Source organism: Lysobacter yangpyeongensis (assembly GCF_042655745.1).
GTDB lineage: Bacteria > Pseudomonadota > Gammaproteobacteria > Xanthomonadales > Xanthomonadaceae > Agrilutibacter > Agrilutibacter yangpyeongensis.
In genome coordinates this window covers 200493-217630 of the sequence record NZ_JBHSNM010000003.1, presented here as the reverse complement: position 1 = coordinate 217630, position 17138 = coordinate 200493, and the positions used below count along the sequence as shown (strand labels likewise).

At 68.5% G+C, this 17138-nt stretch carries 18 protein-coding genes; 6 read left to right on the top strand and 12 right to left on the bottom strand.

Annotated features, from left to right (window positions below):
- Nucleotides 1–43: 43 nt before the first annotated feature.
- Nucleotides 44–2716: a M1 family metallopeptidase gene (locus ACFPN1_RS11340; protein WP_386755096.1), complete on the bottom strand. Its 2673-nt coding sequence runs from the start codon at nt 2714–2716 to the stop codon at nt 44–46.
- A 412-nt stretch (nt 2717–3128) separates the two neighbouring features.
- Between ACFPN1_RS11340 and ACFPN1_RS11335 the strand changes: the two genes are divergently transcribed.
- From ACFPN1_RS11335 to ACFPN1_RS11325, 3 genes are all read left to right on the top strand, one after another.
- Nucleotides 3129–4415 (top strand): sensor histidine kinase, encoded by a 1287-nt coding sequence (locus ACFPN1_RS11335; RefSeq protein ID WP_386755095.1) that lies wholly within the window; start codon nt 3129–3131, stop codon nt 4413–4415.
- Nucleotides 4408–5187 (top strand): LytR/AlgR family response regulator transcription factor, encoded by a 780-nt coding sequence (locus ACFPN1_RS11330; RefSeq protein WP_386755094.1) that lies wholly within the window; start codon nt 4408–4410, stop codon nt 5185–5187. Before ACFPN1_RS11335 ends, ACFPN1_RS11330 begins: the two co-directional genes overlap by 8 nt.
- Before the next feature lie 68 nt (nt 5188–5255).
- Nucleotides 5256–5618, top strand: coding sequence for a hypothetical protein (locus ACFPN1_RS11325; protein WP_386755093.1), 363 nt, complete (start codon nt 5256–5258; stop codon nt 5616–5618).
- A 60-nt stretch (nt 5619–5678) separates the two neighbouring features.
- Here ACFPN1_RS11325 and fghA read toward each other — a convergent pair whose 3' ends face one another.
- Together fghA and ACFPN1_RS11315 are read right to left on the bottom strand one after the other, a co-directional pair.
- The gene (gene fghA, locus ACFPN1_RS11320) at nt 5679–6518 is read right to left on the bottom strand and encodes an S-formylglutathione hydrolase (protein ID WP_386755092.1); all 840 of its coding nucleotides are present in this window, start codon (nt 6516–6518) and stop codon (nt 5679–5681) included.
- A gap of 16 nt (nt 6519–6534) precedes the next feature.
- A complete protein-coding gene (locus ACFPN1_RS11315) occupies nt 6535–7644 on the bottom strand; it encodes an S-(hydroxymethyl)glutathione dehydrogenase/class III alcohol dehydrogenase (protein WP_386755091.1) in 1110 nt (369 codons plus the stop codon).
- Nucleotides 7645–7848: 204 nt separating this feature from the next.
- Between ACFPN1_RS11315 and ACFPN1_RS11310 the strand changes: the two genes are divergently transcribed.
- On the top strand, nt 7849–8241 hold the full coding sequence (locus ACFPN1_RS11310; RefSeq protein WP_386755090.1) for a hypothetical protein: 393 nt from the start codon (nt 7849–7851) through the stop codon (nt 8239–8241).
- A 103-nt stretch (nt 8242–8344) separates the two neighbouring features.
- Here the strand turns inward: ACFPN1_RS11310 and ACFPN1_RS11305 are convergent, their stop codons facing one another.
- From ACFPN1_RS11305 to miaA, 7 genes are all read right to left on the bottom strand, one after another.
- A complete protein-coding gene (locus ACFPN1_RS11305) occupies nt 8345–9637 on the bottom strand; it encodes an adenylosuccinate synthase (RefSeq protein ID WP_386755089.1) in 1293 nt (430 codons plus the stop codon).
- 193 nt (nt 9638–9830) lie between these two features.
- Complete coding sequence (locus ACFPN1_RS11300; protein ID WP_386755088.1) at nt 9831–10022, bottom strand: DUF2065 domain-containing protein; 192 nt, start codon at nt 10020–10022, stop codon at nt 9831–9833.
- Nucleotides 10023–10030: 8 nt separating this feature from the next.
- The gene (gene hflC / locus ACFPN1_RS11295) at nt 10031–10894 is read right to left on the bottom strand and encodes a protease modulator HflC (RefSeq protein ID WP_386755087.1); all 864 of its coding nucleotides are present in this window, start codon (nt 10892–10894) and stop codon (nt 10031–10033) included.
- A complete protein-coding gene (gene hflK, locus ACFPN1_RS11290) occupies nt 10891–12003 on the bottom strand; it encodes an FtsH protease activity modulator HflK (RefSeq protein WP_386755086.1) in 1113 nt (370 codons plus the stop codon). The genes hflC and hflK overlap by 4 nt, the downstream gene beginning before the upstream one ends.
- Nucleotides 12004–12094: 91 nt before the next feature.
- Nucleotides 12095–13423 (bottom strand): ribosome rescue GTPase HflX, encoded by a 1329-nt coding sequence (hflX, locus tag ACFPN1_RS11285; RefSeq protein ID WP_386755085.1) that lies wholly within the window; start codon nt 13421–13423, stop codon nt 12095–12097.
- 96 nt (nt 13424–13519) lie between these two features.
- A complete protein-coding gene (gene hfq / locus ACFPN1_RS11280; protein ID WP_386755083.1) occupies nt 13520–13792 on the bottom strand; it encodes an RNA chaperone Hfq in 273 nt (90 codons plus the stop codon).
- A gap of 183 nt (nt 13793–13975) precedes the next feature.
- Nucleotides 13976–14932, bottom strand: coding sequence for a tRNA (adenosine(37)-N6)-dimethylallyltransferase MiaA (miaA, locus tag ACFPN1_RS11275; protein WP_386755082.1), 957 nt, complete (start codon nt 14930–14932; stop codon nt 13976–13978).
- 164 nt (nt 14933–15096) lie between these two features.
- Between miaA and ACFPN1_RS11270 the strand changes: the two genes are divergently transcribed.
- Nucleotides 15097–15333 carry a hypothetical protein gene (locus ACFPN1_RS11270; RefSeq protein ID WP_386755080.1) on the top strand — a complete coding sequence of 79 codons (237 nt, stop codon included), beginning with the start codon at nt 15097–15099 and terminating at the stop codon, nt 15331–15333.
- 10 nt (nt 15334–15343) lie between these two features.
- Nucleotides 15344–15775: a GFA family protein gene (locus tag ACFPN1_RS11265; RefSeq protein ID WP_386755079.1), complete on the top strand. Its 432-nt coding sequence runs from the start codon at nt 15344–15346 to the stop codon at nt 15773–15775.
- A 251-nt stretch (nt 15776–16026) separates the two neighbouring features.
- Here ACFPN1_RS11265 and folP read toward each other — a convergent pair whose 3' ends face one another.
- Together folP and ACFPN1_RS11255 are read right to left on the bottom strand one after the other, a co-directional pair.
- On the bottom strand, nt 16027–16926 hold the full coding sequence (gene folP, locus ACFPN1_RS11260; RefSeq protein ID WP_386755078.1) for a dihydropteroate synthase: 900 nt from the start codon (nt 16924–16926) through the stop codon (nt 16027–16029).
- Between the two features lie 2 nt (nt 16927–16928).
- Nucleotides 16929–17084: a glycine zipper domain-containing protein gene (locus ACFPN1_RS11255; protein ID WP_386755077.1), complete on the bottom strand. Its 156-nt coding sequence runs from the start codon at nt 17082–17084 to the stop codon at nt 16929–16931.
- Nucleotides 17085–17138: the final 54 nt, after the last annotated feature.

Genomic DNA, 17138 nt, shown 5'->3' with positions numbered 1-17138 from the left:
GGCCCGCAGTGCGGGCCCTTTCGTCACGGCGCGAACGCGTCCGTCAGCGCGCCGGCAGCGAGGAACGATGCTGCTGCAGCCATGCGTCGATCGCCGGCAGGCGTTCGTCGCGGACCTTCATCCGGTACTGGATGTTGGCGATCGCAGTGTCGGTCGCACGCCGCGAGCTGGCGGCGATGTACTTGTCGGCGAACGCGCGCAGCTTTTCGATCGTCGCCACCTCCATCGAGTTGCCCGCCAGGCCGGGGTAGTAACGGCTGAGCGAGGTGGTGTCGACCTTGGTGTTCACCGCTTCGCGATGACCGGTGGCGAAATCGAATGCGAGTTCCGGATGCCGGTAGGCCACGGCCGAGATCATGCGCGCGCTATTGGTCTCTCCCGGCTCGGCGGTGAGCGACAGTTCCAGCGCGCGCCGGGCGAGCGCGGGATCCTCCGCCGAGGACAGCAGCACGTAGTACTGGTCCTTCACCAGCGGCGTGGTCTCCGATCGCGCGGCCGCGTGCAGCGCGTCCCACGTCGTCGCGTCGGCGTGGGTGGCGACGACGCGGAGGATGGTCTTGCGCAGCGCGGCAGGCATGGCGTTGGGATCGGTGGCGCTCGCGGCGAAACGGCGGCGCGCCTCGGCGATGACATCCCCATCGCCCAGCGTCCCCAGCGCATCGATCAGCTGCGTGCGCAGGATCTTGACCGGATCGGCTTCGCCCGCCCTGACGTCCCAGCCCACGCGCGCGAACACCGGCGCCAGCGTGCGGAGCGCGTACGCGCGGAACTTCGCCTGTCGCGCGGCATCGCCGCGGTAGTAGTCGTCGATGCCGGTGAAGGTGTCGGCGATATCGCCCCAGATCTGCGGATCGGCATCGACCGGCGTCGCGGTGGCGAGTTCCAGGTAATCCGTCGCCGGCCGCAGTCCCGCCATGCCCAGTGCCCAGGCGTCGCCCATCAGGCCGAGCTGGTCGATCGGGTCGAGCTTGGCGAAGCCGTCGCGGAGCGCCGCGAACTGCGGCTGCGCATACAGCGTGCGGTAGTAGCCGCTCTGTCCGGCATTGACGATCACCGGTCCGCAACCGGGCAGGTCCAGCGTTGCCGCACCGCCTTCGACCACGCTGCGCACGGCTTCGCCGCCGGCCTGCGCGATCACCGGCACGCGCCAGCGCAGCGACTGCTTGTCGGGGCGATCCTTGGTGAACTCGCCCTGGGTCAGCTTCAGCGTGGTGCGCTGGCCGTCGCAGGTCGCCGATTCGACGCGGATCAGCGGCACTCCCGGCTGCAGGGTGAAATCGTGCGCGATATCGAGGATCGGCTTGCCCGCCGCCGCCTGCACTTCGCGCCAGAGGTCGTCGGAGACCGTGTTGCCGTACGCGTGCGCCTTGATGTAGTTGCGCACGCCGGTGCGCCACGCGTCCTCGCCGACGAAGCCTTCGAGCATGCGGATCACCGCACTGCCCTTCTGGTAGGTGATCGAATCGAAGGCCTGGCTGGCCTGCTCGACCGTTTCCACGTGCTGCACCACCGGGTGCGTGGAGGCCACCGCATCGCGCGACATTGCGCTCTCGCGGCCATGCACGGTGCCCAGGCGGGTGTTCCATTCCGGATGCAGCTTCGCGGTCGTGCGCCCGGCCATCCAGGTGGCGAAGCCTTCGTTGAGCCACAGGTCGTCCCACCAGCTCATCGTCACCAGATCGCCGAACCACTGGTGCGCGATCTCGTGCGCCGCGACCGAATACACGCGCTGCTTGTCGGCCTGCGTCGAGATGGTGGGATCGAGCAGCAGCGTGTGTTCGAAGGTGAAGATCGCGCCCCAGTTCTCCATCGCGCCGAAGAACTGGCTGCTGCCCGGCGAGGCGACGTTGTCGAGCTTGGGCAGCGGGAACTTCACGCCGAAGTAGTCGTTGTATTCGCGCAGGACGCCCACCGACGAATCGAGCGCGAACTTCGCCTGGTCGACGAGCCCGGACTGGGTGACGACACCGACTTCGGTATCGCCCAGCCGCGCAGTCGCGCGATCGAAGTCGCCGAGACTGAAGAACAACAGGTACGTCGACATCTTCGGCGACTGCGCGAACGTCACCTGCTTCGTGCCGTTGCCAAGATCCTTCGTTTCCACCGCCGGCATGTTGCTCACCGCGAGCTGGTCCGCCGGCACCGTGGCGGTCAGCGTGAAGGTGGCCTTGTGGTTCGGCTCGTCCCACGAGGGCACGAACTTGCGTGCATCGGAATTCTCGAACTGCGTGTACAGGGCGCGCTTCCTGCCGGCCCTGGTGTCGTAGTCGATCGCGAACAGGCCGTTGGCCTGGGTGCCGATCCGGCCCGTGTAGTCGGTGGCCAGCGTGTAGCGACCCGGCGCGAGCGGCGCGTCGAAGGCGAACGTGGCCGTCTGCGCATCGGCATCGACGGAAACCTTCGGCGCCCTGGTCTTGCCCTGCGGGCCGGCGAGCGACGCGTTGCTGAAGGTCATGTCGACCGCGTTGAGCACGATCGACGTGGTCGGCTCGAGCACGTCGAGCGTGATCGCGACATGACCCCTGAAGGTCAGCGACTGCGCGTCCGGCGTGACCGCGATGTCGTAATGCGCCGGACGCACGCTGCGCGGCAACTGGGTGGTCGCGTCCTTCACTTCGGGGGCCGCGATCGGCGCGGTGATACCCGCCTCCGCGGCCAGGACGGGGGCGGTGCCGGCGAGAGCCAGCGCGATGGCGGTGACCAGACTGCGACGCATGCGAGTGCCTTTGGCAGGGGCCCGGCGCGACCATAGGACGGGGCGCGCAAGGCCGATGTGAGCGGAAACGCCGATGCTGAGGGCTCAGGACGAGACGACCGACCGCCAGAAGTCATGGGCCGTGAGGCCGTCATCGGCAAAGCGTCCGCGAGACACGGAGGCGGGTTCATCCCTGCCGGTTCGCGAAGTGAAGCAGCACGCCGCCTGTCCCATGCCGGCCAACGCCGCTTCGACGCGTTCCCGCCCTTGGACAGGGGAGGAACGATCGCCCGCAATCGCCCCATCGCCCGCCGATCCGTCGCGCTTCCGCGCCGCTTCATCGCGCGGATCCGCGTTCCGTCGCGCACCGCCTTCCCATGCTTCCGGCGGCCGCTATCCTTCGCCGCAACACCGAATACGACCGGGTGATCACGTGATCCGCAACCTCTTCTTCGTCGCCCGCATCGCAATCGCCTGGTTCGTGGCGCTGCTGATCGTTGCCGCGTTCTGGTCGGAAATCCCCCTGCTCGGTCGCCTCGACCTGCCGATCGTGTTGTTCACCTTCATCACCCTCGGCCTGGTCGTCACCGCGGCGTTCTCGCACCTGCGGCGCGTGCGGATGATCGCCGGTTCGGAAACCGAATCGCTCGGCAACCGCCAGCGCCGCCAGGTCGAGATCCCCTTCGAGGCGGGCGAGGCCTTCGACCTGCTCGAAGCCGCGATCCGCGAACTGCCGCGCACCGAAGACATCGAAAGCGCACGCGACAGCCTGCAGGTCCGCGCCAGGGTGCAGCGCCCCGTCAACTTCACCGACCAGCCGATGGGCAAGTGGCACCCGATGTACTGGTTCGGCAACACGCGCAACCAGATCACCGCCACGGTGACGCCGACCAACGGCACCGGCAGCGTCACCCTGATCTGCGAGCCGGAAGCCGGCGCGTGGAGCGACTGGTTCCGCGTCGACGACGGCAGCAACCTCGACAACGCCAACGCGATCACCCGCGCCATCGCGCGCCGTGTCGCCGAGCGCCGTCGCAACGAGCAGGCCGCCGCCGCGCAGACCGCGACCGAGAAGGAACTCACCGTAGCCCGCCTCAATCTGCTGCACGCGCAGGTCGAACCGCACTTCCTCTACAACACGCTGGCCAGCGCGCAGTACCTCACCCGAACCGACCCGGCGCGCGCCGACGAGATGCTCGGGCACCTGATCCAGTACCTGCGCCATTCGCTGCCGCGCACCCGCGATGAGCTGGCGACGCTGGACGACGAACTCGAGCGCGCCCTCGCCTACCTGGAAATCCTCAGGATCCGCATGGGCCAGCGCCTGAATGTGCAGGTCGACGTGCCGACCGACCTGCGCGGCGTCCGCCTGCCACCGATGATGCTGCAGACCCTGGTCGAGAACGCGATCAAGCACGGGCTGGAACCGCGTACCGCCGGCGGCACGGTCTGGATCCGCGCGCGCTGCGCCGATGGCGTGGTGTCGATCACCGTGGCCGACGACGGCGAAGGCTTCAATGCGCAGACCAGCGGCACCGGCATCGGCCTGAAGAACATCCGCGAACGCCTGCAGCTCGTGTACCGCGGCCAGGCTTCGCTGGCGGTGGTGGCCAATTTCCCGTCGGGCGTCGCCGCGACCATCAACATCCCGGCACCTGCCGTGCCGCCGGCAACGCCGCCCGTCGCCGCCGGCACGATGGAGGAACGCAGCGATGTCTGAGTCGCCCACCGTCGTCGTCGCCGAAGACGAAGCCCTGCTGCGCAGCGCCCTGCTGGAACAGCTCCATCGCGCCTGGCCGGGCATCCAGGTCGTCGCCGAATGCGAGGATGGCGCCAGCGCGCTGGAAGCGATCGACGAACACCAGCCCGACGTCGCCTTCCTCGACATCCGCATGCCGGGCCTGACCGGCCTGGAAGTCGCGGCCGCCGCGGCGCAGGCGAGCCCGGGCACGCAGATCGTGTTCGTGACCGCGTACGACCAGTACGCGATCGATGCGTTCGACCGCGGCGCGATCGACTACCTGCTCAAGCCGATCGCGCACGAACGCCTCGCCGCGACGGTGCAGCGCCTGAAGCTGCGGATGGCGTCCGGCGCGACCGACGCCGCCGCGCTGGCCGAAGTGCTGCAGCGGCTTGGTGCCGCCCTGCCGAAGAATCCGGCGCGTCCGCCGCTGACCTGGCTGACGGCGAGCGCGGGCCGCGAAACGAAGCTGATCCTGGTCGACGACGTCGCCTACTTCCGTGCCGACAACAAGTACACGACGGTGATGACGGCCGAAGGCGAATCGCTGTTGCGCACGCCGATCCGCGAACTGCTCGCCGTGCTCGACAACGACACGTTCAAGCAGATCCATCGCTCGACCATCGTCAATCTCAAGGCCATCGCTTCGATCGTCCGCGACGACAGCGGCAAGGGCACGGTGCGACTGAAGAACCGGCCGGAAACGCTGACGGTGAGCCAGCCGTTCATGAGTCTGTTCAAGCACATGTAAGCCCGGCGCCCCGGCGTCGACACCACTTCGTCCACGCGGCGCTGCCGCGAAAGCTGCGAGAAGCCATCATGCGCAACCTGATCGCCGCGATCTATTTCCTGCTCGCCATGTTCGGCTGCAACGGCGGCGGCACCACGATCGTCACCCGGTCCGTGATCGACGGCGTCGAAGCGGTCCACAGCCGCATCCGCGTCACCGCGGACGTCGCCCGCTTCGAGTGCATCGCCAGCGCCAGCGGCGAATGCCACTACACGCTGTTCCGCGATGAGTGCGCCACCCCGCGCGATTGCGCCACGCAGCCGATGGAACGCTTCGCCATGGCTACCGGTGCCTCGCGCGAGATCGTGGGCCTGCCGGAATTCGGCGCCTGCGTGACCCCGGACGACGTCGCCCTGACGAAGGACTGCAAGCCGCGGCCGCAGGCGCGCTGAATTCAAGCGGCGCGCTGCGTTGAGCGCGAGCGCTGCCGCAGCATACTCACGAGCTCGCGATCAGGCGTGCAATGCGGCCGCGTGGTGGGCGACGTGTTCGCCGATCAGGCTTGCGATGAAGTAGTAGCTGTGGTCGTAGCCGGCGTGGCGACGCAGGACCAGGGGATGGCCGGATGCACGGCACGCCTGTTCCAGAAGCTCCGGGCGCAACTGCGTGGCGAGGAACTCGTCGGCTTCGCCCTGGTCGACCAGCAGCGGCAGCCGCTGCGCGTCCGGCGCGAGCGAAGCCAGCAGTGCGCACGCGTCCCAGTCCCGCCCTGCGTCGCGGTCTTCGCCCAGATACGCAGCAAAGGCCTTCTTGCCCCACGGCACCTGCGTGGGTGCGACGATCGGCGCAAACGCCGACACGCTGCGATAGCGCCCCGGATTGCGCAGGTACAGCACGAGCGCGCCATGGCCGCCCATCGAATGCCCGCTGATGCCACGCGCGGTGCTGGCGTTGAAGCGCGCCTCCACCAGCGCCGGCAACTCGTCGACGACGTAGTCGTGCATGCGGTAGTGCGTCGACCACGGCGCCTGCGTGGCGTTGAGGTAGAAGCCCGCGCCCTGCCCGAGGTCGTAACCCTCCGCATCGGGAACCTCCGCACCGCGCGGGCTGGTGTCGGGGGCGACCACGATCACGCCATGCTCGGCGGCGTAGCGCTGCACGCCTGCCTTGGTGATGAAGTTCTGCTCGGTGCAGGTGAGACCACTGAGCCAGTACAGCACCGGACAACGCGCCGTCGCGGCCTGCGGCGGCAGGTAGACGCCGAAGCGCATGTCGCAGGCCAGTGTGTGCGAGGCGTGCGTCCAGACTTCCTGACTGCCGCCGAAGCAGGCGTGCGATTCGATCTTTTCCATGGCCGTGCCCGACGGATCAGTAATGGATCACGCTGCGGATCGACTTGCCTTCGTGCATCAGGTCGAAGGCGTCGTTGATGCGTTCCAGCGGCAGCGTGTGCGTGACGAAGGGCGCGAGCTCGATTTCGCCGCGCATCGCCTGTTCCACCATGCCGGGCAGCTGGCTGCGCCCTTTCACGCCACCGAACGCGGTGCCTTTCCAGGTGCGGCCCGTCACCAGCTGGAACGGCCGCGTGGAAATCTCCTGGCCCGCGCCCGCCACGCCGATGATGATCGACTGGCCCCAGCCGCGATGCGCGCATTCGAGCGCCGCGCGCATGACGTTGACGTTGCCGATGCATTCGAAGCTGTGGTCCACGCCCCAGCCGGTCATCTCGACGATGACCTGCTGCACCGGCTTGTCGTGATCGCGCGGATTGACGAAGTCGGTGGCGCCCATTTCCTTCGCCTTGGCGAACTTGTCCGGATTGGTGTCGACGGCGATGATCCGCCCCGCCTTCGCCTGGCGTGCGCCCTGGATCACCGCCAGGCCGATGCCGCCGAGTCCGAACACGGCGACCGTATCGCCTGGCTGCACCTTCGCCGTGTTGTGCACGGCGCCGATGCCGGTGGTGACGCCGCAACCGAGCAGGCAGACCTGTTCGTGGTTCGCCTGCGGATGGATTTTCGCCAGCGACACCTCGGCGACGACGGTGTATTCGCTGAAGGTCGAGCAGCCCATGTAGTGGTGCACGGGCTGGCCGTTGTACGAGAAGCGCGACGTGCCGTCGGGCATCACGCCCTTGCCCTGCGTGGCGCGCACGGACACGCACAGGTTGGTCTTGCCCGACTTGCAGAACAGGCACTCCCCGCATTCGGCGGTGTACAGCGGGATCACGTGGTCGCCGGGCTGCACGCTGGTCACGCCCTCGCCCACTTCGATCACGACGCCCGCGCCTTCATGGCCGAGCACGACCGGAAACAGCCCTTCCGGATCGTCGCCGCTGAGCGTGAACGCATCGGTGTGGCACACCCCCGTGTGGGTGATCCGCACGAGCACTTCGCCGGCGCGCGGCGGGGCGACGTCGATTTCCACGATCTGCAACGGTTGGCCGGGAGCGAAGGCGACGGCGGCGCGGGATTTCATGGACATTCCTCTCCTTGGTGGCAGATGGGAGTACGTGGCGCAGCAAAACGAGCCTGCGGCTCTCGGCGCAAGGCCCGGATTATGGGCCGCAAATTCCCCACCCGGGCGAGCCGGCGCAAGCGGCCCGAACAAGCGGCCCAAATCGGCACGGCGGTGCCGGCTCCCGCGCGGCATGATGGCCATTTCCCGCAACAGGACACCGAGATGGTCGCAGCACGCCCCGAATTCGCCGTCGGCCAGACCTGGCGCTGCGCCGGGCGCACCGCGGCGGAGGCACCGCTGGTGCTCATCAACCGGATCGACGCGCATCCGCTCGGCACCGGCGACATCTACCACGTCTCCATCAGCGGCGTGCGCATCGCCAACCCGGCGGCGCCGGACACGCCGATCGAGGCGCTGCCCCACATTCCCGTAATCCGCCAGACCTTCGAGCGCAGTGATGCCGTCTACGTCGGCACGCAGGTACCCGACCCGGGCTACCTCACCGGCTACGCGCAGTGGAAACGCGAGTTCGACGCCGGCAATGCGGGTTCCTTCGGCGTCAGCATCGCCGAGGTGCTGGAGTTCATCGAGCGCTCGATTGCGGCGCGGCGCTGAGGCGCGCGCACGCGATCCGATCGAAGTGCTGCCATGAAGCGGCATCCGACGAAAAAAAGCCCCGCAATGCGGGGCTTTTCTCTTTCTCGGAGTCGATCGGCGATTACGCCCACGGATCCCGCAGCACGATGTTCGCGTCGCGATCCGGACCGGTCGACACGATCGCCAGCGGGCAGCCGGAGAGTTCTTCCAGCGCGCGCAGGTAGGCGCGTGCGGCCGGCGGCAGCTTGTCCCAGTCGGTGATGCCGGCGGTGGATTCTTCCCAGCCCGGGAATTCGAGGTACACCGGCGTGCACTCTTCCCAGCCCGCCGCGTCGAGCGGCGCGTATTCGCTGCGCTTGCCGTGGTACTCGTACGCGATGCAGACCTTGAGGGTCTTCATGCCGTCGAGGATGTCGAGCTTGGTGATGCACAGGCCGGTGATGCCGTTGATGGCTACGGCGCGCTTGAGCGCGACGATGTCCATCCAGCCGCAGCGACGCGGACGGCCGGTGGTGGCGCCGTATTCCTGGCCGCGGTCGCGGATGCCCTGGCCAATGTCGTCGTTGAGTTCGGTCGGGAACGGGCCGCCGCCGACGCGCGTGGCGTAGGCCTTGGCGATGCCGAGCACGTAGTCGATCGCGTCGGCACCGACGCCGGTGCCGGCGTAGGCGCCGCCGACCGTCGTGTTGGACGAAGTGACGTACGGATACGTGCCGTGGTCGATGTCGAGCAGCGAGCCCTGCGCGCCTTCGAACAGCACGCGCTTGCCCTGCTTGCGCAGGTCGTGGAGGATGCCGGCGACATCGGACTTCATCGGTTCGACGTATTCGCCGAACGCGAGCGCGTCGTCGAGCGTCTTCTGGAAGTCGACGGCTTCCACGCCCAGGTACTTGGTCAGCACGAAGTTGTGGTAGTCCATCGTCGCGCGCAGCTTTTCTGCCAGTTCGGCCGGATAGCGCAGGTCGGCGACGCGGATGCCGCGGCGGGCGACCTTGTCTTCGTACGCCGGACCGATGCCGCGACCGGTGGTGCCGATGGCGCCCTTGCCGGCGGCCTTTTCGCGAGCCTGATCCAGCGCGATGTGGTACGGCATGATCAGCGGCGTGGCCGGGCTGATCTTCAGGCGCGAACGCACGTCGACGCCGTTGGCTTCGAGCTCGCCGATTTCCTTCTGCAGCGCGCCCGGGTGCAGCACCACGCCGTTGCCGATCAGGCACAGCGCGTCGTCGCGCAGGATGCCGGAGGGAATCAGGTGCAGCACGGTCTTCTTGCCGCCGATGACGAGGGTGTGGCCGGCGTTGTGGCCGCCCTGGAAGCGCACGACCGCGCCGATGTCCTGCGTCAGCAGGTCGACGATCTTGCCCTTGCCTTCGTCGCCCCACTGGGCGCCCAACACCACGACTGACTGACCCATTGGTCTGAACTCCCGAAAAGATTTCCCGCAAGCGGGTTCATCGGCGCGCTGCGGCGCGTTGGATTGGATTGCACGCCGGCTACCTCGCGGCGCCGCGGCGCGACACGGAAAAAGCCGGAGGGGCAGGCCCCGTCCGGCTTTTGCGCATTATCCGGGTTTTGGGGGGGCGGGGCTACCCTTTCCGCCCCTTCGCTCAGAACCGCCTGACCAGGAACAGCGAAATCAGGCCGATGGCGATGAAGAGGCCGCCCAGCAGGCGCAGCCCGCGGTCGGACAGCTGGTGCAGCTGCTCGACCGCCTGCCGCCAGCCGCGTGGCGTGACGAAGAGGAACAGCCCCTCCAGCACGGCCACCAGGCACAGCGCGGACAGCAGCTCGACCGTCATGGCGGCGATCAGCGGTCCGACTTCATGTACTGCAGGAAGGGATCGTTGCGGTCGAGCACGATCACGCTCTGCCCGTCCTGGAAGGACGCGCGATACGCCTCCAGGCTGCGCTGGAAGGCGTAGAAGCCCGGGTCCTTGTTGGCCGCCTGCGCGTACAGGCGCGTGGCTTCGGCATCGCCCTCGCCGCGCAGCTTCTGCGCGTCGCGCTCGGCCTCGGCCAGGATCACCGCGCGGTCGCGCTCGGCCTGCGCACGGATCACCTGCGCCTGCTCGACGCCCTCCGCGCGCAGCTGGCTGGCGACCTGCTTGCGCTGCGAGCGCATCTGGTCGTAGACCGAATTCACCACGTTGCTGTCCTGAGGCAGGTCGATGCGCTTGATGCGGATGTCGACGATCTTCACGCCAAGCGTTTGTGCGCCTTCGTTGATCGCCTTGAGCTGCCGGCCGATGACCTGCGTGCGGTCGCCGGACACCACTTCCTGCAGCGTGCGCGCGTTGATCTCGTTGCGCAGCGAGTCGCGGATGATCGGCGCCAGGCGCAGCACCGCGACTTCCTCGTTGCCGCCGGTGGCGCGGAAGAACGCGCGCAGGTTGTCGATCCGCCCCAGCGCGAAGAAGTCGACGCTGACGTCCTGCTTGTCCTCGGTCAGGTAACGCTCCGACTCGGCGGGCAGCACCAGCAGGCGGCGATCGAAGATGCGCGCGTTCTCGATCAGCGGCACCTTGAAGTGCAGGCCCGGCGTGACGTCGGTGCGGACGATGGTGCCCAGGCGGAAGACGATCGCGCTGTGGCCTTCGCGCACCACGAACACCGAGCCGAGCAGCGCCAGCAGCGCCGTCACGGCCAGTGCGGTCCAGACGGAAATCCTCATCGACGCTCCTCCTCGCGGGTCGTGCGCGAACCACGCGCCGGACGGACCGGCGATTCGTTCGTATCGGACGTGACGGCCGGCGACAGCGCCTGCGGCGTCAGCAGCGGCGCACCGGCGGTCGCCTGGGCGGCGCGCTTGTCGTCCATCGGCACGTAGATGAGCTGGCGCGAATCGCCGCCGACGATCTTGCGGTTCTCGCTGAGCACATCCTGCACGGTCTCCAGCCACAGGCGCTTGCGGGTCACGTCCGGCGCGGCCTTGTACTGATCGACCAGCAGCGAGAAGCGGGTCGCATCGCCCTGCGCGCGGGCGACGGTCGCGGTCTTGTAGCCCGCGGCGGCGGTGCGGGCGCTCGCCGCTTCGCCGCGTGCCTCCGGCACGATCCGCTTGGCGTAGGCCTGGGCCTCGTTGATCGCGGTGTTCTTCTCGGCGCGGGCGCGCTGGACTTCGTCGAACGCATCCTTCACGTCATCGGGCGGACGCGCATTGGGCAGGTTCAACTCGGTCAGCACCAGGCCAGTGCGATAGGCCTGCAGGGCGCGCTGCAGGTGGTCGCGCACCGCGACGGTCAGTTCGCCGCGCGCATTGAGCACGGTATCGAGGTCGGAGCGACCGACCTGTTCGCGCACGGCGCTCTGCGCGGCTTCCTCCAGCGTGTCGTCCGCATTCCGCGTGCCGAACTTGTACAGATAGGGATCGCCGATGCGGTACTGGACGTTGATTTCGACGTTCACCAGATTGCCGTCGCGGGTGAAGACCGGCACGTTTTCGCTGTACGCGTTGCTCTGGGTCGCGTTGACCTTCTCGACGGTCTCGATCGGCCACGGCGCCTTGAAGTGCGGGCCGGGATCCAGGATGCGGGCGAAGCGACCGAAGCGCAGGACCACGCCCCGCTCCTGTTCGGTGACCAGGACGAAGGTGCTGAACACCAGCCAGAGGCCAAGCACGATGGCGACCCAGCGCCAGGCCGTGCTGCCGCCTCCGCCAAAGAGCCCGCGACCGGTATCGATCAGGGTGTCGAGCACGCCGCCGGTCTTGCGCGGGCGATGGGGGCGGCGGCCGTCCGGGCCGGAAGGGTTGTTGCCGCTACCAGGGGTGTTCCAGGCCATGCCTGCTCCAAGGGGGGACAGTCGCGCTGGTGAGACGCGCGCCGATTCTAGGTGAGGGCCTGATAGGCCTCAAACAAGGCGGAGTCCGGAACTACCAGTCCCGCGGCTCCTCCAGGGCTCCGGCGGCCTCGAGAAGGGGCCGCAACGCGTCGCCATGCGCCTGTGCGTACAGGCGCAGCGCATCGGCGATGGCGAGGTCGACCTGCAGACGCCAGCCCTGCTCGTCGTGCGTTTCCTCGCGGATCGCGCCGATCGCATGCAATCGCGCATGCAGGCGTGCGGCCCGCGACGGCAGGCGCAGTTCACCGACGACATGGCGCAGTTCGAGCACTTCGGCAAGCGCCCTGCGCAGCAGGTCCAGGCCCAAGCCGAGCTGGGCCGATACCCATACGCGCTGGCGGCCTTCGCCGGGATGGTCGTGGCGCGGTTCCGGCGCCGCGCCGTCCTCGCGTTCGAGCCGGTCGATCTTGTTGAAGACGAGCAGTTGCGGCAGGTCGCCGGCGCCGATTTCGGCCAGCACTTCGTCGACCTGGGCGATGCGCTCGTCGCGCAACGGATCGGATGCGTCGACGACGTGCAGCAGCAGGTCCGCGTCGCGCGCTTCCGACAAGGTCGAACGGAACGCGGCGACGAGCTCATGCGGCAGGTCGCGTACGAATCCGACGGTATCGGCCAGCACCGCGCCGCCGCCCGGCAGGGCGATGCGCCGCACGGTGGGATCCAGCGTGGCGAACAACTGGTCCGCCGCATAGGCCGCGGCACCGGTCAGCGCATTGAACAGGGTCGACTTGCCGGCGTTGGTGTAACCCACCAGCGCGATGCGCGGCAGTTCGCTGCGCATGCGCGCGCGGCGCATCTGCGTGCGCTGCACTTCGACCTTGTCGAGGCGCTTCTGCAATTGCTCGACGCGCTTCTGCAGCAGGCGGCGGTCGGTTTCCAGCTGGGTTTCGCCGGGTCCGCGCAGGCCGATGGAACCGCCGCGCTGGCGCTCCAGGTGGGTCCAGCCGCGCACCAGGCGCGTGGCCATGTGCTTGAGCTGCGCGAGCTCGACCTGCAGCTTGCCTTCGGCGCTCTGCGCACGCTGCGAGAAGATGTCGAGGATCAGGCCGGTGCGGTCGACGACGCGCCGCTGCATGGCCTTTTCGAGGTTGCGCTCCTGTCCCGGCGACAACGCGTAGTTGACGAGGATCAGGTCCGCGCCGCTGGCATCGGCCGCGGCCTTCATCTCCTCGAGCTTGCCGCTGCCCACGAGGGTGGCGGGATTCGGGCGATCGATGCGCGCGGTCAGCAACGCGGCGACGGTGGCGCCGGCCGAGCGCGCCAGGTCCGCGAATTCCTCCATCAGCCCTTCGTCCGGCGGACCGCCGGCATGAGGCTGGATCAGCAGCGCGTGCTCGCCCTTGCGGGAACGTTCAAACATTCGACCGGTGTGCTCCTTCCCCACGGACGGGGAAGGAGGAATGGGGATGCGCCGGCCCCGCTTCAAGCCGGAACGCCGGCCCGGGCCGCGATCGGCTTATTCGCCGTCGTCGCTTTCCTCGCCGCCTTCCCCGGACTGCACATGACCGCCGCCCGGTCCCACGCGCACGTTGCGCGCCGGCACCACGGTCGAGATCGCGTGCTTGTAGACCATCTGGCTGACCGTGTTGCGCAGCAGGACGACGAACTGGTCGAACGATTCGATCGTGCCCTGCAGCTTGATGCCATTGACCAGGTAGACCGAAACCGGCACGCGCTCGCGCCGCAAAGCATTCAGGAACGGGTCCTGCAAGGATTGCCCCTTCGACATCGTTTTCCCCACGTTCTTTCTAGTTATGGATGGCGACGGTGCGTGACGGGCACGGACCGCATCGCATCGTGGGCGCTAGTCCCCGCGCCGACGACCGCCCGATGGTAACCCACCCGGGCAGGAAGCGAGCGCGACACGGGCCGCGTTTGCGTGAACAGGCCCGCGCCTTTGCCGGTACGGCAATCAGCGCGGCAGGAACCAGCGCAGCGCCTCTTCCAGCGCGGCCCTCTCCTGCTGTGGGTCGAACCAGCGCGCGTCCAGCTCGCCGCGTAGCCAGGTGAGCTGGCGCTTGGCGAGTTGCCGGGTGGCGAAGATGCCGCGGTCGCGGAACCCGGCCGCATCGGTTTCGCCCCCGAGATGCTCCCAGGCCTGCCGGTAGCCCACCGCGCGCAGGGCAGGCAGGTCCAGGGGGCGCGGATGCGTCCGGAGTTCGGGCAGCGCGCGCAGACGACGCACTTCATCGAGGAAACCGGCGGCGAGCATCGCGTCGAAGCGTTGCTCGATGCGCTGGTGCAGCACCGCGCGGTCGCGAGGCGCGAGTATCAGCTTGAGGACGCGTAACGGCAGGCGTGGCGTGCCGGCCGCCGCGCGACGCCAGTCGCTGATCGTGCGGCCCGACACGCGGAAGACTTCGAGCGCGCGCTGGATGCGCTGCGCATCGGTGGCGTGGATGCGCGCCGCTGCCTCGGGATCGATCCGCTGCAGGTCCGCGTGCAAGGCGGCCCAGCCCTGCGTCGCGGCTTCGGCTTCGATCTGCGCGCGGACGTCGGGATCGGCCTCGGGCATGTCCGACAATCCGTGCAGCAGCGCGTGGAAGTACAGCCCGGTGCCGCCGGCCAGGATGGGAATCCGGCCGCGCGCGGTGATCCCGGCGAGCACCTGACGCGCATCGTGGGCGAACTCCGCGGCCGAGTAGGCCTGCCACGGATCGCGCAGGTCGAGCATGTGGTGGACCACCGCGGCCTGCTCGGCACGCGTGGGTTTGGCGGCGCCGATGTCGAGCCCGCGATACACCAGCGCCGAATCGACACTGACGATCTCGCCGCCCAGGCGTTGCGCCCATTCCAGCGCGAGCGCCGTCTTGCCCGAGGCGGTCGGGCCCATCAGGGCGATGGCGGAGGGGCGCGGGGCCTGCTTCATGCGTTCGTTTCGAATTGGCCCCGGCCGCGAGAGGAAGGCGTGGCAAAGCGGCGACGCGACGACGCCGGCACCGCGGGAGCGCGCAAGCTTACCGCGCCCACCCGCAGTCGCGCGGGCCCGGCGGGGCGATTAGCCTTGGCGCATCTCCGCTGCAGAGCGCGCCGATGCCGAACCTGACTGCCATCGCCGGAACCATCGCCATCGCCGTGGTTGTCTGGCAGGTCCTGCGCGCAAGGCGCGGCACACGCGACCGGCGGGCCACGCGCGGCACGGACGCAGCAAACGGGACTGCCTTCATCGACGGCAGCTGGCCGGCGGATGGTAGTGCCGTGAACGACTGCAGCGGCGATTCCGCTGGCGATGGCGGCGGATGCGATGGCGGCGCGGACGGCGGCGACTGAGCGCGCAACGATGAAGGCATTTCGTCACGAAGGCGGCTGCCATTGCGGCGCGACGCGCTGGACACTGGAAACCTCACAGGCGCTCGACGCCTTCGCACCGCGCGCCTGCGACTGCGACTTCTGCACGCGCCATCGAGCCGCGTGGGTCTCCGATCCGCTCGGCCGCCTGCGCATCGCCGCCAACGGGTCCGTGCGTCGCTATCGGCAGGGATCGGTGCAGGCCGATTTCCTGTTCTGCGGAACCTGCGGCGTGCTGGTGGCGGTAACCTGCACCGGCGAGGACGGCGCGCCGCGCGGCGCGGTCAATGGCAACAGCTTCGACCTGCGCGACCGGCTCGGCGCGGAGGTCGTCGCTTCGCCGCAGAAGCTGGAACCCGGCGCCAAGCTGGCGCGCTGGACGCAGCTGTGGACTCCCATGACGAGCGACGCGGATTGGACCTGAGCCGCGGAGCGATCGAGTTGTTCACAGCGCTTGTGGACAGCTTTCCCGGACATCCTGTGGACAACCGTCTGCGCGCCTTGCAGGACAAGGCTGTCAATAGGATTGGCGAAAAAATGACCAGACGTCGCAGCAAAAATAATTGGCGAAAATTTCGCCATCGCGCTTGACACGCCCGTGGTTGCTGGGCGGCAGCGAGTTGTCCACAGGATGTCCGTCCGGCTTGCCCACAGCAGTTGTGCACAACTCCCGGTTCAGTCGTCGTCGGGCCAACGTATGGCCGGGGCGGCAGGCTTCGCGCGTGGGGACGGCTGCGCAGCCACGGCGCTCCACACCTTCAGCGCATCCACGGTCGCGGCGACGTCGTGCACGCGGACAAGCTTCGCGCCGCGCTGCGCGGCGATCACATGCGCGGCGACGGAACCGAAGACGCGCTCGTGCGGCGCGTCGCGGCCGGTGAGTTCGCCGATGGTCTTCTTGCGCGACAGCCCGGCAAGGACCGGCACGCCGAGTTCGGCAAGGCGTTCCAGTTGCGCGAGCAGCACCAGGTTGTGCTCGCGGTTCTTGCCGAAACCGAAGCCGGGATCGACCAGCAGCTGCTTCTTCGCGATGCCGGCCATTTCCGCGGCGAAGATGCGCTCGGCCAGGAACCGGTGCACTTCGGCGACGACGTCGTCGTAATGCGGCGCGGACTGCATCGAGCGCGGCTCGCCCTGCATGTGCATCAGCACGACCGGCACGCGCGCCGCAGCGGCCGCTTCGAGCGCGCCCATGCGACGCAACGCGTAGACATCGTTGATCATGCCCGCGCCCGCGGCGACGGCGGCCCGCATCACTTCGGGCTTGGACGTATCGACGCTGATCGGCAGCGTGGTTTCCTTCGCCAGTCGCTCGATCACCGGGATCACGCGGCGCAGCTCCTCCTCGACGCCGACCTCGCCGGCGCCCGGACGGGTCGATTCGCCGCCGATATCGAGAACGTCGGCACCCTCTTCCGCCAGCCGCAGTCCGTGGGCGACCGCAGCATCGACGCTCGCATGTTCGCCGCCGTCGGAGAAGGAATCCGGCGTCACGTTGACGATGCCCATCACCCGCACGCGATCGAGGAGCAGCGCGCGGCCGTTGCAATCCAGGCTTGGGGTCAGGTCGAACATGCTCAGTCCTTCCTGCGCCTTTCGCGCACTGTCAATGCGATGGCGACCAGCAATCCGATGCCGATACCTATCGAGAGCCTGTGCATCGCCATACCCAGGGCGACGCCGATGGCGAGACCGATTGGCAGCCAGCGGGCGGAATTCGGTGGGGACGCCATGGTCCGGGCTCCAGGCAAAAGAAAAGGCCAGAGCGGACTCTGGCCTTTCCGGTT